This window comes from Sphingomonas montana (genome assembly GCF_001956315.1).
Classification (GTDB): Bacteria; Pseudomonadota; Alphaproteobacteria; order Sphingomonadales; family Sphingomonadaceae; genus Sphingomonas_R; species Sphingomonas_R montana.
On record NZ_MOLY01000015.1, the window covers coordinates 15,901 to 31,643 of the forward strand.

A 15,743-nucleotide genomic window follows, 5' to 3' on the forward strand; every position below is an offset into this window, starting at 1 on the left:
TATGGATATTTAGTCAGAACGTATTTTACAGCAATGCTGCGATGGGGTCATATGCCGCATGACCGCGCATCCGCGGCGAGAGAGGATCATGACCCATTTTCCCATGACCGCCCTGCGCAGCGTCGACCTTACGGTTCCGGACCTGCCGGCGGCGACCGCCTTCTACACGGACATCTGGGGCCTGACGGTTGCCGACCAGGTCGCCGGCTGCGTCTGGCTTCGCGGCACGGGCACGGATCCGCATCTGCTGGCGCTCCACGCCGGCGATACCGCCGCGATCCGGTCGATGACGTTCCGCGTCGCGCCCGATGCCGATCCGGCGGCCTTGCTGTCGGCGATGGTCGCGCACGGCGGCATGACGCTGCACCCCCTCCACGCGGTCGACGATCATGGCGGCGGGATGGCCGGCGCGGTCCGCGATCCGCGCCGGCGCACGATCCGGCTGGTGCAGGGCGATACCGCCGCCGCCCCGCTCGTGCCCGACCGCGATCGCCCGGAACGGCTGGCGCATGTCAACATCAACAGTGTGGATGTCGACGCCGATGCGCGCTTCTTCTGCGATGCGCTCGGTTTCACGCTGACCGACCGGTCCAAGATGATGGCGTTCGTCCGCACCAACGACGATCATCATTCGGTGGTGATCGCCGATGCGCCCGTCGAAACGCTCAACCATATCGCGTTCCAGATGGCCGATTGGGAAGGCGTAATGCGCGCCGCCGGGCGGATGGTGGACCATCAATTCCCGATCGGCTGGGGCCCCGGGCGGCATGGGCCGGGCGACAACGTCTTCACCTATTTCGTCGACCCGTTCGGGTTCGTCATCGAATATACCGCCGAAGTGCTGCAGGTAGACGACCGATACCGCGTCGGCGGACCAGGCGACTGGATCTGGCCGCCGGGCCGCACCGATCAATGGGGCATCGCCCCGCCCAAGACAGCGACGTGCAAGGCGGCACAGCTCGCCATCCCGTTCGCCTGACGCCAGTGGAGAGAGACATGACCAGCCAGACCAGCCTGCCCGTCGGCACTTCCTACATCCTGCGCAATGGCGAGGGGCTGTCGCACCTCGTCGCCGGGCAGGTAGTGCGCACCGTGGCCGGGGTCGATCAGACCGGCGGCGGCTTCGGTGCGGTAGTGTGCGACGCGCCGCTCGATCGCGGACCGATCCCGATGCACTGGCACGAGCGCGAACACGATACCTGGTTCGTCACCCGCGGGCGGTTGCAGGTCTGGGCGGAAGACCAGTCGCGCGTCCTGGCGCCAGGCGATTTCGCCTATGTTCCGCCCCGCGTCACCCACAGCTATCGCAGCGTCGCGCCGCGCACCCAGTTCTTCGGGATCGTCGCTCCTGGCGGCTGGGAAGAGTTCTTCGTCGATGCCGGCGAGGTCTGGGGCATGACCGGCCTGCCCGCCGATGGCCATCCCTTCGACTTTTCCCGCATGGGCCCCTCGATGAGCAAGCACCGCATCATGCGCGTCGACAACCCCGTCTATGTCGAAGCGACGCCGATCGGCACCGCAGATCAGAATCCGCCCGCCGGTCAGTCAGCCTATTTCCTCGAAGCCGGATACGGCACGCGCCACGTCCTGCTCGGCCACCTATCCACTGCGGTCCTCACGAACGCGCTAACCGACGACCTCGTCGACATGCGCGTGATCGAGGGCGGTCGCGATGCGGCAATGCCGACGCTGCGCCATGCCACGACGCATGTCTTCCTCTACCTGCTCGACGGGCTGCTCACGCTGACCATCGATGGCGAGGAGCATAGTCTGACCGCGGGCGATGCCGCCAACATTCCCGCCGGCACCGCTTATGCCACGCGCATCCTTAGCGGGACCGCACGGTGGCTGGCAACCAGCAGCGGCGGCAACGGCGCAGGCCTGTGGGCGGCGGCCGGGACCGAAACCCCGGCGTTCAGCTTCGCACTCGACGGTGATCACGATGCGGACACTGCCCGTCTCGGCGCGATCGACGGCATTGACGCGACGGTCGGTTGAGCACCGGCATGGCGGCGCTGTCGATCGGCTGTACGTTCTCGGACCGGATCGAGGCGCTGCTCGATGGCCGCGTGCGGATCGAAGGGCACGCGGCCGACATCCAGATCGTCGAGCCGCAGCGCCTGTTCCGCGCCGTGCTGCGCGACGCGGCGTTCGACGTTGCCGAACTGTCGATGGCCTCACATATCGCCGCGGTGGCGGCGGGGCACCGCGATTATGTCGGCGTGCCGGTGTTCCTGTCGCGCAGCTTCCGGCACGGCAACCTGTACGTCCGTACCGATCGCGGCATCGACCGGCCGGAGGATCTGGCGGGTCGCACCGTCGGGCTGGTCGATTACCAGCAGACCGCCGCCTTGTGGTTGCGCGGCCTGCTCGCCGACGAGCATGGAGTATCGCGAGAGTCGATCCGCTGGGTCGCCGCCGGGTTGCATGTCCCGGTGCTGGAGGATCGCGCACCGATGCGGATGCCCGCGGGCATCCGCATCGAACGGTCCGCATCGACGCTCGACACGTTGTTGGCACAAGGCGCGATCGACGCCGTCATCAGCCCGGGCGCGCCGTGCTGCTTTCTCCAGGGGACTGCGCCCGTCGCCAAGGTGTGGCGCGACTCGCGCGACGCCGAACTCGACTATTGGCGCCGCACCGCGCTGTTCCCGATCATGCATGTGCTGGTCGTGCGCCGCACGCTGGTCGAGGCCGAGCCCGCACTCGTCGACGCGTTGTTCGCCGCGTTCGATCAGGCGCGCGCGCTCGCCGCAGCGGATCTGGTTTCCCGCGATTTCCCCAAGGTCGCCCTCCCCTGGCTCACTGATTACGCGGTGGCGGCCCGCGACGCGCTTGGCGGCGACCCATGGACCTACGGGCTCGCGCCGAACCGCCGCGTGTTGGACACGATGCTGCGCTACGCCGAGGCCGACGGCTTGAGCGTGGGGCCGCTGGTGCCGGAGGCACTGTTCGCGTGATCGCGCCGGATGAGCTTCAGGACCCTTCTGCATACGATCGTGAGGGGGGCAAGCCGACAGGCCTGATACGAGCCATGAACCGCGATCGATAGACCAGCGTACCGTAATTGGAGACGATCCATGACGAACATATCGAGACGGCGTTTGTGCGGAGCCTCGATCAGCCTGGGAGCCGGCATATTGATCGCGCCCGGCCTGCTGGCCCGAAGTCCAGCCCCTACCAGTGCGCAGGATCTCGCCCGGGTCATCGTCGACAATGATTTCGCTGGTGATCCCGATGGATTGGCCGGCCTTGGCTATCAGCTGCTGTCGCCCACGACCCGAACCGTCCTCGTCACGACCTCTGCCCTCGATGCCAAGTTGGCCAAGCTGGCAGGAACGCTCGTCGCGGGGCAAACCGCTGCGCGCGGAGCCGTCCTGGCCAGGGAGCTGACCGGCCGACTCCCTTCGACATGTAAGTGCCAACGGCCGTGCCGGGCCGCGAGGAGGGTAACCTCCTCAAGCATCGGCAGAGACTTAAACACCGTCGATTTTAGTCTAGCCCGAGTTTTTTCAAAGCTGCCTGGATGGGTTTGCGGGCCTCGTCCGCAACTCGCCTTAGATCTGAAATCAGGTCCCGAAGCACCTTCTCGCCACCACGCTCCCTGGCGACCCTTCCCAGAACATCATCGCCGCGTTGATCCCACGCGCCGTTGGCCGCCGCCTTCTCGTGCTTCGGGGCTTTACCGACGAACTCGGCTACCCGGATCTGTCCAGCCTCGTGCTGAACGCCAGCACGGGTGAGGTCGGCGATGCCTATTCCGACAAGTTCGATCCACGAGAGAAGCGGGCAGAGGTGATGGCGTTCGACTGGACGGGCGTCGTTCCCGAGTTCAATGCGTTCGTCGATCGGTACGAGCGGGAGATCGCTTCGCGGAACCGACCGAAGCGAAGCCGGGCGGACGCGAAGCGTCTCCTGTGGGACTACGCGAAAGACAATCCGAAAGCGCTGCTGCCGTCGCCGCCGCAGCGGGAGGCTGTATTCTCGTCTCTTATCGCCGGTGAAAATGTGGCCGACGCGATCGCCGAGGTCATGGGCAATTAGCCCGCAATCGCGCGTGACGGGCCTGTCGTCGGCGTTCGACGAAATACCTGAACGTGAGCCTCCGCCGGGCCATCGGAATTAGCTAGCTGATCTCTAAGGATCTACAGCGGTCGGCAGCCAACATGTTCCTGGCGCGGACCCGGACCCTTCATCACATGAACAACGTCCGAGTGTATATGATTCTGGCAATCCATCGATGCCGATTATGAATGAATCAAACATCAGCATACCCTAGACCAACTAACAAAGTGATCTCGGGAGGATGCAATTTGCCGGTCGTTCATATTCTCTTCGAGAAAAATGTATTTCTCGCTTTCTACCTTTCTACAGAAACGACGTCGAAGTGTTGAAGATATTTTCAGAGATATTATCAGCAAGGCCAAGATATTAACAACAACACCAGATATAACAGCCGCAGCGAAGCTGCAAAATATCGCCGCGGGTGACGCCCCGTCAACGGGTACCTTCGGGGGTGAACTTGATGACGAGGCGCAAGCCGAATGCTAGAGGAAATCTGTCAACGCCGCGTTAAGTTGCCCTGCTGAGTCCCTCCGGGAGATTCAGCGGAACAAGCTGCATCATTGCGCGCAGAAGCTTGGATGATAAGCAGGTCCGCCCGAGATCACGGCGAACGCACGATGATCGCTTTCAACGTGCCCGATCGGCAGTTCGGCGCCGACGCGCTCAACCAGAAGCGGATCGCCGACTTCACCTACATCTGGACTGCCGAAGGATGGCTGTACGGAGCTGTGGTGATTGATCTGTTCTCAAGGCGGGTGGTCGGCTGGTCGATGAGCGACACGATGACGGCACAACTCGTCACCGATGCGCTGGTCATGGAGATCTGGCGACGCGGCAAGCCTGATGCGCTGCTGCATCACTCTGACCAGGGCAGCCAATATACTAGCAAGCAGTTCCAGCGGCTTATGGTTAACAACGGTGCCATCTGCTCGATGAGCCGCTCCAGAAACGTTTAGGACAATGCTGCGACGGAGAGCTCAAGACCGAACGGATCGCGCGCAAAATCTACCGCAGGCTCGATCAGGCATGGCAGGACGTGTCGACTACATCGAGCGCTTTACAGTCCCACGCGCAGCCACTCGACCTTTAGGTGTCTCAGCCCCAAGGAATTCTGAAAGCTGGCTTAGTTAGCCTAATTTGGTGTCCATGGAACTGCAGCAGATCACAGAAAACCAAATGGGTCTCCACATTTCAAGCCGAGCGGGTTCGTGGTCAACCCGCCGGCATGCGCCTCAACCGCTCAGCATCTCGCCGTGCTCGTTCGAAAGTCCGATCATGCCGCTAGCAGCAGAGTCGGTCAGACCGTAGACATAATAGTTCGTCCCACCGCGACTGTAGCTGCTTTCATACTGCAAGGACGTGATGGTCTCGCCGTCGGTCCCCGTGATTGCGACCTGCCCTGCCTCGCCGGACGTTGCCCGATCGCCCGGCGCCCCGCTTCCGCCGACCAGATCGAGAAGCTGATCCCCGCCGAAGTCGAACAGCCTGTCCCCGTTCGAATCGTTGAGCGCGCTCGTCGTCACCAGCTTGTCGGATTTGCCGAAGTTGACGATCGCGTCCGATCCGAGATGCAGATCGAGCGCGGTGTCAAAGAAGAAGGTCTGGCTGACCCGGTCGCGGGCATCGCCGACAAGCCGATCGTCGCCCAGCAGGCTTTCGATCGCCCCGGTCGGCCGCACGTCGGCATCCGCATAGACATACAAATCAAACTCGGTTTTTCCAAGAGAACGAAGTGAACCAACGTCAATCAGCTCGATCGAGTTACCATTATCCAGCTTTAGCCGTTCACTAGAAAATCCTATCTCTCCATCGCTATTCGAGTCTTTTAGAGAGGCGGTAGTTACCAGTACGTCGTCATGCGCGAAATTGGTGACCCGGTCGTTGCCGCTGTCAGCTGCGACATTCACGAAGACGCTGTTGTGATACGTGTTTCCGGTCAGGATTTGGTTGCCGGCCGCTGACCCGTCCAGCGTCCCGGCACGCGTCAGGATGGGATCGTTCGGCACCGTCGGCGACGGTGTGGGTGTGGGTGTGGGTGTGGGTGTGGGTGTGGGTGTTGGCGTCACGACCGGCGGCTGCACCGCGATCCGGACCGTGCCGGTGTCCGACGCCTTGCCGTCGCTGGCAGCGTAGGTGAAACTGTCGACACCCGAAAATCCGGCCTTTGCGACATAGGTGAAATCGCCGTCGCTCGTCACCGTCACCGTGCCGTTAGCCGGACCAGTCTTCAGCGCCGCGGTCAGGACATTGCCGTCGGCGTCTTTGTCGTTGATCAGGATATTGCCGGTAAGCCGGGCGGAAGATGCGACCGTGAAGGCATCGTCGACGGCAGTCGGTGCGCTGTTGCTGGGCGTCGGCGTCGGCGTGGGGACACCGCTATCAATTGCCGCGATCGTCGCGTCCAGATCGTTGGTCAGCCCCATATAATAGGTAAGCGTCGTCGCCTGCCCGGTCGCCAGGCTGCCCAAGTTGAAGTTGATGTTGATCGCGGAGTCGCCGTTCAGCGCAAAGCCGACCGCTTGAGGTTTCGACCAGGCAGCGGCAGCATAGGGATCCAGATTGGCAAAACCGAATGTCGACACCACAGCGCGCGCGTCCTGCGCATAGAAGAACACCGGGCTGGACGATCCCGCATAGGCGGCAACAAGAGCACCGGCGGCACCGTCCTGCTCCACGATCTTGTTGTTCGTATTGAACCCGCCACCCTGATCCGGGTCCAGCGTACGCAGATACCGGAGGTCGCTGACGACGGCATTGGACTGGTTGGTCAGGGTGACCGTCACCTTCACGAACTTCGCGTCGTCGGTCAGCGACATGGTCTGGCTGACGGCCACCTGCTCGGTCGTCTTGCCGGTCCAGCGCGACGCGGCCGTGCCGCCGCTGGAGATGTTGCTGGTCGTCCCGGCAATCTCCGCGGTACCCAGCCGTTCCAGGTTGCTCTGGATATATTGCGTCCCACGCGTCTGATATCCGACCGAGAAACCCTCGATCGGCGTCCCCTTCAGCACGGCCTCCTGCACGGTGGCCGCCTTGCCAGTCCCAAAGCCGTCAAAATCCGCCCACATGCCCAGGCGATTAAACCCGATGTCGATGTTGGTGAAGATGCTGCCCGGCGCCACGGCGCGGGTGCCCAGCGTACCGGTGGAGTTCAGTCCGACGTTCAGGAACTTGCCCTGCAAGAAAATCTCGTTCCCGACCTGACTTCCGATTATGGTCATTCTCAATCCCCGTCAGATCGGGGCGGTCGTCCTTGTCGGATGGGGCGCGCGACGCTACGAAGCGCGGCTGGCGCAGAAAGGACGGCTCCGTCTCTCCTGCGACACCTCAGACGAATTCGGAACTTTCCGCCACCTCATCACATTTCGTGCGGAACCAGACACGTCGACTGACGTTGTTTTCGCCCGCTTGGACCATCTGTCGTTAACTATATTATGGGTCAAGCTCAGGAGCTTGACGGAATCATCATAAGGGACAGGCCGATGCTGGCGTGCGTCGGTTCGTTAAATCTGAGGCTCGCATGTTGCGTCGGGGCCGCCTGTAACTTTGCATTACACGCGACATAGGTCGAGCCGAGGATACGCCGGCGAGGTAGTTCTCTTGATGATTCGGAGCAAGAATGTTGTGCCTGCCGGCCGTGTCCGCTCGCTTCAGACGCTGCGTGGGTTCGCCGCGATGGTCGTCGTCGCTCACGGCATCGAACATGCGCCGGGGCGCTCGGTCGATCCACTCACGCTGACCGGGCGGTCCGGCGTCGACATCTTCTTCGTCATCAACGGTTAAAAGTTGTTTCATGGGCGGTTCGTCAAATGGTTGCCTCAGCAGAAAGCAAACGCGGCCTCGTTTTCTGCGGCGACGCTGGGTCGTCGAACGGTTATTTGCGGGGACAAACCGCTTTGAGCGCCTTGTCGAAGATTATGAACGCTATGCCAAAACTCTTGCGGGACTTCACAGCGTTACCTTCCTCTGCCTCAGGATGAAGCAAGCCGTCGCGAGGGCGACAAGTTCGCCACTGTCTCTAGCCGTAAAAATAGGAAGGAGCTGCCCCACCAAAGTAGTAGTCATTGGATCCAGTGTTAGTGTTCAGGTCGAAAACACCAAGTAGCTGGATGATTTCCGAGCCAAGGCTACCTTCGATGATATAGCTGTCCGTGCTGCCCACCTGCGAGATTGACGCATTTTCGCCGAAGCCAACTAACTGAAGTCGGTCGCCAGACAAAGCGCCGGCACCGGCAAAGTCGGATACCCTGTCGTTGTCGCCTTCGCCAAACCTGAAGACGAACGTGTCGTTGCCTGCCCCGCCGGTCAGGATGTCCATACCGGCAGCACCATCGAGCGTGTTAGCTTTCGCATTGCCGATGAGGGTGTTGGCGCCGCCGTTGCCAACGCCTGTCGCGGCATTTCCAACCAGTTGGAGCACCTCCACGTCTGACGTTAATGTGTAGCTGACAAGCGCGCTTACGGTACGATCGTTACCTTGATCTACCGCTTCGATCACAAGATCGGCTGCGTTACTGACATAATAGACGTCATCACCACCAAAGCCAGTCATTTGGTCCGCACCACCGCCACCGTCGAGCGAATCGTCGCCATTGCCTCCTGTCAGGGCGTTAGCCGCGTCGTTACCTCTAACGACAAAATTGCCGCTGCCAGTGAACACAAGGTTCTCTAGCCCGTTCTTCAAGGTGTAAGCGCTCAAAGTTGTTTCCACCGTGTCCACGCCGCCAGCGCGTTCGGTAAGCTCGGTGATAAAATCGCCGACATTGTCCACGACATACGTGTCGTTGCCTTTGCCACCCACCATCAAGTCCGCGCCGGCACCACCGTCGAGCAGGTCGGCTGCCAGACCACCATAAAGCGCATTGGCAGCCGCGTTACCAATACCGATGAAATTACCGCCTCCCATGTAAACGAGCGTTTCGACGTTTAGTGGGATTGTGTAAGCGGAGAGCGCCGTCTCCACCGTATCAATACCGTTGGCGTCGGCTTCAATTACAAGATCTGCGCTCTCATCGACGATGTAACGATCGTCTCCACCTAGGCCGATCATCACGTCGCCGCCAAGCCCGCCGTTAATTCGGTCCGCGCCGCTCCCACCCGTAATACTGTTCGCGGAAGCGTTGCCAGTGCCGGTGAAATCGCTCTGTCCGATGTACACTAGCTCTTCCAAGCCGGCCGCTAGCGTAAGGGCATCGAGCGCTGTGCGAACGATGTCCGTGCCGGCTGAGTCGATGATATCATCGAAAGCGCTATCCACGACATATGTGTCGTCGCCGCCTCCGCCGTTCAGCGCGTCTGCTCCGGCTTGGCCGTCCAGCGTATCATTGCCGCTGCCTCCGATGATACTGTTCGCATCGTCGTTTCCGATACCGCTAAAAGCCGACGAACCCGTGTAAACGAGATTCTCTACGCCGTCGCCCAGCGTGTAGCTGACCAACGACGTACGAACGGTATCTCCGCCCTCGCCGATGGCCTCGACCACTCGGTCGCCGGCATTATCTACGACGTAGGTATCTGCGCCGCTGCCTCCGATCATCTCGTCGGCCCCGGTCTTGCCATCGAGAAGATCGGCACCGTCCTCGCCGACGAGCGTGTTAGCACTTGCGTTTCCGCTGATGACGTTGTCGTCATCGTTGCCGATACCGGTAATTGCTTTAACTGCAACAAGCGTCAGGTTCTCGACGTTGGCATCCAAAGTGAAGGTGAGCGCATCTGAGAATACCGTATCGCGGCCCTCGCCGGCGAACTCGATCGCTTTGTCCTCTTCACGGCTGACATAATAAGTGTCGTCCCCGCTACCGCCGTAAAGACGATCGCTGCCATTGCCGCCATCGAGAACATCGTTCCCCTCGAACCCGAAAAGGTCGTTATGTCCCGCGTTCCCTTTGATCCGGTTGTTTAGGTCATTGCCGAGACCACTGATTGCGGAAGAGCCCGAAAGCGTCAGGTTCTCGATGTTTGCGCCGAGTACATAGGTAACGGATGCAACAACTCCGTCGGCGCCTCCACCGGCCGCTTCGACGACAAGGTCACCAACATCGTCAACGATATAGCTATCGTCACCGGCCAAGCCGATCAGGGTATCTGCCCCCGACTTGCCGTCGAGTTTATCCTTGGATGCGCCACCGGTGATCGTGTTGGCCACCGCATTGCCTGTGCCAGTGAAACCTCCTGCGCCGAAGTAGGTCAAGTCCTCGACATTGGTCGCAAGCACGTGACTAGTGAGTGCTGTTCTGACCAGGTCGGCACCATCATTCGGCTGCTCGATTACCACGTCGCCGCTCGAATCAACGACATAGCTATCGCTTCCTGTGCCGCCGATCATCGTGTCGTTGCCGGCGCCCCCGTCCAGGGTGTCGTTACCCGCACTGCCCGACAGTATATTGTCGACGCCGTTTCCGATGATAAGGTTATCCAGCATATTGCCCGAGGCGGTGACCGCGTCCCCTTTCAGCGTCAGGTTTTCGACGTTCGCGGCCAGCGTAAGGCTGACTGTCGAGACGATGGTGTCCATGCCGTCGTTATCGAGCTCCAACACTTGGTCGAACATTACATCGACGACATAGATGTCGTCTCCTGCGCCGCCGGTCATCCCATCGGCGCCGGCCCCGCCGTCAAGTAAATCGTCACCGGAACCGCCGTCGAGCAAATCGTTATTGGCAAGACCATAAAGCAGATCGTTCCCCTGTCCACCGTAGAGCGTGTTTACGCGCGCGTCTCCGATTACTTCGTCTGCGAAACTTGAATCTAACAGCGAACCTAGCGGTGTCGGTTCACCCGTAACCCCCGAATAAATTAGCACACCGTTGACCGCCGGATCACCAGGATGGGTCTTGGCGTCGTTCCAGACCAAATAGTCATGCCCGTACAGCACGATCCCCTCGATCGCGTCCGCGCCGGCAAGCGTAATGGTCTCGACCAAAACCGCATCGACGTTCGAGACATCATAGCGCTTCACGGTACCGCTGACGCCGTTTCGTCCAGCCGATATGAGCAGTTCATCGCGGGTCGCGTCGTAGGACAGCTGGTCGTTGTTGGCGCCTGCCGCAGTAAAACCTTTTCCGGTCTTGACCAAAGTTCCTTTGTCTACCCAAGACACATTCGCGTTGTCGTTCGAAATGATCAGCTGATCACGAAGGCTGTCATACGCTAGGCCGTTGCTCTTGCCATCGGCCAGTCTAGTACTACCAAGAAGAGAGCCATCTTTTGTGATGTGAACAAGGTAGGCGCCGGTGGATGTCGCCTTGAGGATATACCAAACAGTATCGTCGGACCGGTCATAGGCAACACCTTGGGCACTGCCGGGCGGAAGGCCAAGCGACTCTGACGTGTAGGTTGCTAAGACGGTCGTCAGGTCGGCGGACAAATGAACAACACCGGCAGACGACGACGCGCTAGCTAAACCATAGGAACCCCAGAAAGTGAAATCGACAGCATCCAGCGCTGCACCTGTCGACGGATATCCATACCCGACTTCGGCTGCGTTACTAACATCGGGCAGTGTAAGCCGGGCCGTCAAAGGAAGCGTACGTGCAGACATACCAACTATTACCTATCGCGATGTTTACACAAATACAAGCGGTCGGCAGCCCGATTTCAACTTGCCAATTTCTTGAAGCAGATTGACTTAGGCAACGCATCTAACCTTGTCATGTTAGTATGCATCGCACCTCTGCCACTTATCTGTAGCGAACTGTCTTCCAATGTCCAAGCCGTTTCGAGCCTCTGGCTATTTACCGGACACCGCGGCGGATGAGGAGGCGGCGGAGAGGATGGGGCTTTTCGTAGGTAGACCGCCACGGTCTCTCTATGGTATTGCCAGGCTATGAGCATTCGATCCGTCGTCAACAAAATCCTGGTTTTTATAGCCAATTTGCGTCGGTCTGAGGACGATGAGCTTGATCTTGAAACCTACTGGTTCAGGTCGATTAAGTAGCACTTTCCAACCGCATTCCTTAGGTAACGAAATTTGTCGTGCTTTAGCAAAGCCGAAGGTTTGTAAGATTCTAGATTGAACCCACGGTTTTGTCGAAGGTCTGAGCTGCTGCCGGTCTGATGGACACGAGGTTAACCTACCTGCGCTTGCCGCTCGAAGTGCATGGGGCTGAGATAGCCCAGGGTCGAGTGGGGTCGCGTCGGATTGTAGATGCGTTCGATATAATCGAACACGTCGGCCTTTGCGTGGTTGCGGGTGCGATAGGTTTTTCGGCTAACCCTCTCGGTCTTCAGCGAGAAGAAGAAGCTCTTCATCGCAGCGTTGTCCCAGACGTTGCCGGACCGGCTCATTGAGCAGGTTACGCCATTGTCGGCCATCAACCGCTGGAACTTCTCGCCCGTGTACTGGCTGCCCTGGTTTGAGTGGTGTAGCAGAGCGTCGGGTTTCCCACGCCGCCAGATCGCCATTATCAGGGCGTCGGTGACGAACTGCGCGGTCATGGTGTCGCTCATCGACCAGCCGATCACGCGGCGCGAGAACAGATCGATGACCACGGCGACGTACAGCCACCCTTCCGCGGTCCAGATGTAGGTGAAGTCGGCGATCCACCTCTGGTTGGGTGCTTCGGCGGTGAACTGGCGGTTGAGGATGTTACCGGCAATGATCGACCGCAAACCATCGTCTTTGGGCAGCCCACGACGCCGGGGACGGGCCTTCAGGCCGTGAAGGCGCATCAGCCGTTCAACGCGATGCAGGCCGCATAAAAGGCCTTTGGCCAGAAGATCGTGCCAGACACGGCGCGCACTGTACGTGCGATAGCTGGGATGAAACTGTCGCGGACCCTGGCACCGAACTCCTCGTCACTTCGGGCACGGGCACTGGGTGTCCGAACCAGCCAGGCATGAAAGCCGCTGCGCGAAACACCGAGCGCTTCGCAGATCCACGATACGGGCCAGATCCCTCGGTGCCTCGCAATGAACTCGAACCTCATATCGAGGCCCTGGCGAAGTAGGCCGCCGCTTTTTTTAGGATGTCACGCTCCGCCTTCATCCGGGCCAGCTCGCGGCGCAGCCGCTCAATCTCCTGTTGCTCGGGCTTCATCACCCCGTGATCGGGAAAAGCGGATCCAGGATTAGCTGTCTGCTCCCGCACCCATTTGCGCAGCACGTTCTCGTGCAGGTCCAGATCGCGGGCGGCCTACGACACCGACACCCCGCGTTCCCGCACCAGCTTCACCGCCTCAAGCTTGAATTCCCGGCTGAACTTCCGTCGTTGCATCCACACCCTCCGGTTCCAAAAACACCCTATCTCGGTGTCCGTAGAACCGGCAGCAGCTCATTCGTCCTAGCCTGCCACGTGAACGAAGGTCCGGTTACAACGATCGACGCCCGAAAGCGGACTGGCCGCTTTCCACCACAATCCACCATCTTTACGCGACTGAGCTCGAGATTGGGTCGCCTACAAGGATCGCTGGGCTAACCAGCCGGTCAGCGGCGACCAACAGCGCCATGACGCTTTCCGCGTCACAGATTAACTCGGCAGGCTGCCGGCTGAGCTGCTCGGCCCTGTCCGGCGGCCGCTGGATAGCAACGGCACTCGCGTCCTTCATCATCATGCCAGCCTGCGTACAAAGCCGCGCGATGAGCTCGAGACGGTCGGAATCAGCTATGGTGGCGTCGGTCAGAGGCTGTCACCACCGCTTGGACGGGTGTCGGTCATTCCGGTCCTGACCGAACCCTGATCGGCCTCCCTCCGCGTTGCCACGGTCGTCGACTATGAGCCTCTGCTCGGCGCGACCGACCGCCTCGCTGGACGCCGATCTTACCTTGAGTCAAAGTGCGACCCTCAATCCGAACGTCCCGACAATAGTCCTGTTGTAGATCTACAAAGGTTAAGACACCTAATACACATCAATATGATTAAACAATGATTTTCTATAATGATTCTATCCACTATAAGTTTAAGCATGCAAAAACTACTACGGATCACATGCCCAATCGGTTCGTGAAAAAATTGAGTGGGCTAGGCGAAATAGCTCCAGCTGATGCAGCGGTGTTAGAGAAAGCCGTTCTTAGATACAGACGTTTTGCACCCCGGCAGGATCTCATTCGAGAAGGGGACGAGCCGGGACCGATGTTCGTCATGCTCGAAGGCTGGGCCTGTCGTTACAAGATACTGCCCAACGGGAGCCGTCAGATCATGGCATTCCTCATGCCGGGCGACGCATGCGACCTGCACATCAAACTCCTGGCGGAGATGGATCACGGCATCCAGACGGTTACCACGGCAAAGGTAGCAATGATCACTCGCGACGAAATGTCGGCAATGATGCAGAAGCACCCCAATATCGCGGCTGCGATGTACTCTGCCCAGTTGGTCGATGAAGGCATTATGCGGGCGTGGATCGTCAGCATGGGGCGGCGCAGTTCGATCGAGCGCGTCGCGCATTTGCTCTGTGAACTATATCTTCGTGCCCTCAACATCGGCCTAACAATGCACGGGGAGTTTGAAATGCCGCTTTCCCAGGTCGTCTTGGCTGATGCATTGGGAATGACAGCAGTTCACATCAATCGGGTTCTGAAAGAACTGCGCATGTTAGGGGTGATGGCGCTGAAGCGGGGCAGCGTTACGCTTCTCGAACCCGAGAAACTGATTCAGATCGCTGGTTTCGACGAAAATTACCTCCACCGCCGCCAACGTCGGGCAGTATAAGTTCCGCAAATGCAGCTGGGGGCAGAATTTAACGGCCCGGCAGCGACAAGATATCGGTATCAGTTGATCAGAATTTTAGTCTCGGTGTTTGGTGGTGCGGGTTTGCTGTGAGCTGCTCTCTCGCATTCTTCATGCTTTGCAGATGGCTTCGTAGTCGGGGCCTCAACGCGCACGCCCCTCAGTGACACGGCTAGACTTTTCTGCAGGGTTGCTCGCGAGCATCGTGAGAACTGGCGCCATCGGCAAGCCGAAAACACTACCCAGTTTGGGGCAGCGCGCCCGTCCATGACAAGAAAAGACCCACAACTTCGCCAGGTCCGCGCTGCTGCACGGGGATCGTAGCGGACGCGATGACAGGATGTGCCCGGAAGCCGTGGAATGTCGCTTCCAAAGATCGAATACTCTGAACTGAGGAACAGAATGACCCCCTCTGCCGTTGTGACTACGGGCAAAGCCGAAGCGATCAGATACTGTCAAAATGCCTTGCCAGTTCTGACAAGGATGCACTGAATGCGATGTGGCAAGATGATTGGCATTTAGGTCCAGTCAGGATAATCCGGCTAACATAAGTTAGGATAGTTTTTTTATCGTTTTTATTAATTTTTGTTAATTATTACGGGTTTTTCGAAGGGTATGTACTCGGCTTCCGAAATGCCGGAGAACATCCATGTATTATCACGATAGTCGTCTCCAATATCCCGTAACGGTCGATAGTCCGGATCCAGCGTTCGCCACGCTCCTTCAGCAGGCAATCGGCGGAGTAGAGGGAGAAATACGCGTGTGCATGCAGTATTTCTTCCAGGCGTGGGGAAATCGCGCACCAGACACCAAGTATCGCGATATGCTGCTCCATACGGCCACTGAAGAGATCGGTCATATCGAGATGCTTGCGACCGCCGTGGCGCTCAACCTCGACAAGGCACCGACCAAGCTGCAGGAAGCAGGCGCAACTGACAGCATCGTTGGGACAGTGATGGGCGGCGGCAACGGGCGTCACGCCATCGAAGGCATGATCCACAAGAATTTGTTGTCG

9 protein-coding genes and 3 pseudogenes are annotated in these 15,743 nt (G+C 59.5%); 9 read left to right on the forward strand and 3 right to left on the reverse strand.

All coding sequences use genetic code 11. From position 1 onward, the window contains the following. Positions 1–88 precede the first annotated feature (88 nt). The 5 genes and pseudogenes from BKY59_RS06880 to BKY59_RS06900 form a co-directional block, all read left to right on the forward strand. Positions 89–979, forward strand: a complete 891-nt coding sequence (locus BKY59_RS06880) for a VOC family protein (RefSeq protein ID WP_076070037.1) — start codon at positions 89–91, stop codon at positions 977–979. Between the two features lie 17 nt (positions 980–996). Beyond that, on the forward strand, positions 997–1,998 hold the full coding sequence (locus BKY59_RS06885) for a cupin domain-containing protein (RefSeq protein ID WP_076070040.1): 1,002 nt from the start codon (positions 997–999) through the stop codon (positions 1,996–1,998). After that, on the forward strand, positions 1,995–2,960 hold the full coding sequence (locus tag BKY59_RS06890; protein WP_083671942.1) for a PhnD/SsuA/transferrin family substrate-binding protein: 966 nt from the start codon (positions 1,995–1,997) through the stop codon (positions 2,958–2,960). Before BKY59_RS06885 ends, BKY59_RS06890 begins: the two co-directional genes overlap by 4 nt. 676 nt (positions 2,961–3,636) lie before the next feature. Beyond that, entirely contained in the window at positions 3,637–4,044 is a 408-nt protein-coding gene (locus BKY59_RS06895) for a hypothetical protein (protein ID WP_129586249.1), read from the forward strand. A 617-nt stretch (positions 4,045–4,661) separates the two neighbouring features. Further along, positions 4,662–5,180, forward strand: a pseudogene (locus BKY59_RS06900) (IS3 family transposase); the annotation flags it as partial. Between the two features lie 117 nt (positions 5,181–5,297). On the opposite strand, the gene BKY59_RS06905 reads toward BKY59_RS06900, so the two are convergent. Continuing rightward, a complete protein-coding gene (locus tag BKY59_RS06905) occupies positions 5,298–7,283 on the reverse strand; it encodes an Ig-like domain-containing protein (protein WP_076070047.1) in 1,986 nt (661 codons plus the stop codon). Between the two features lie 382 nt (positions 7,284–7,665). Between BKY59_RS06905 and BKY59_RS06910 the strand changes: the two genes are divergently transcribed. Beyond that, positions 7,666–7,845, forward strand: a complete 180-nt coding sequence (locus tag BKY59_RS06910; protein WP_076070050.1) for a hypothetical protein — start codon at positions 7,666–7,668, stop codon at positions 7,843–7,845. A 23-nt stretch (positions 7,846–7,868) separates the two neighbouring features. After that, positions 7,869–8,050, forward strand: a pseudogene (locus BKY59_RS18040) (IS5/IS1182 family transposase); the annotation flags it as partial. A 30-nt stretch (positions 8,051–8,080) separates the two neighbouring features. On the opposite strand, the gene BKY59_RS06920 reads toward BKY59_RS18040, so the two are convergent. Both BKY59_RS06920 and BKY59_RS06925 read right to left on the reverse strand, forming a co-directional pair. Continuing rightward, complete coding sequence (locus tag BKY59_RS06920) at positions 8,081–11,602, reverse strand: calcium-binding protein (RefSeq protein WP_129586250.1); 3,522 nt, start codon at positions 11,600–11,602, stop codon at positions 8,081–8,083. A 527-nt stretch (positions 11,603–12,129) separates the two neighbouring features. Beyond that, positions 12,130–13,276, reverse strand: a pseudogene (locus BKY59_RS06925) (IS3 family transposase). 648 nt (positions 13,277–13,924) lie between these two features. Here BKY59_RS06925 and BKY59_RS06940 point away from each other — a divergent pair. Together BKY59_RS06940 and BKY59_RS06945 are read left to right on the forward strand one after the other, a co-directional pair. Then, positions 13,925–14,710 (forward strand): Crp/Fnr family transcriptional regulator, encoded by a 786-nt coding sequence (locus BKY59_RS06940; RefSeq protein WP_240499998.1) that lies wholly within the window; start codon positions 13,925–13,927, stop codon positions 14,708–14,710. A gap of 667 nt (positions 14,711–15,377) precedes the next feature. Then, positions 15,378–15,743: manganese catalase family protein (locus tag BKY59_RS06945; protein WP_206362028.1), on the forward strand; the 366-nt coding region annotated here is incomplete at its 3' end.

Coding starts and splice junctions, on each gene's coding strand:
- BKY59_RS06880 (WP_076070037.1), top strand. CDS start 89: ATGACCCATTTTCCCATGACCGCCCTGCGCAGCGTCGACCTTACGGTT.
- BKY59_RS06885 (WP_076070040.1), top strand. CDS start 997: ATGACCAGCCAGACCAGCCTGCCCGTCGGCACTTCCTACATCCTGCGC.
- BKY59_RS06905 (WP_076070047.1), bottom strand. CDS start 7,283: ATGACCATAATCGGAAGTCAGGTCGGGAACGAGATTTTCTTGCAGGGC.
- BKY59_RS06910 (WP_076070050.1), top strand. CDS start 7,666: ATGATTCGGAGCAAGAATGTTGTGCCTGCCGGCCGTGTCCGCTCGCTT.
- BKY59_RS06920 (WP_129586250.1), bottom strand. CDS start 11,602: ATGTCTGCACGTACGCTTCCTTTGACGGCCCGGCTTACACTGCCCGAT.
- BKY59_RS06940 (WP_240499998.1), top strand. CDS start 13,925: ATGATTTTCTATAATGATTCTATCCACTATAAGTTTAAGCATGCAAAA.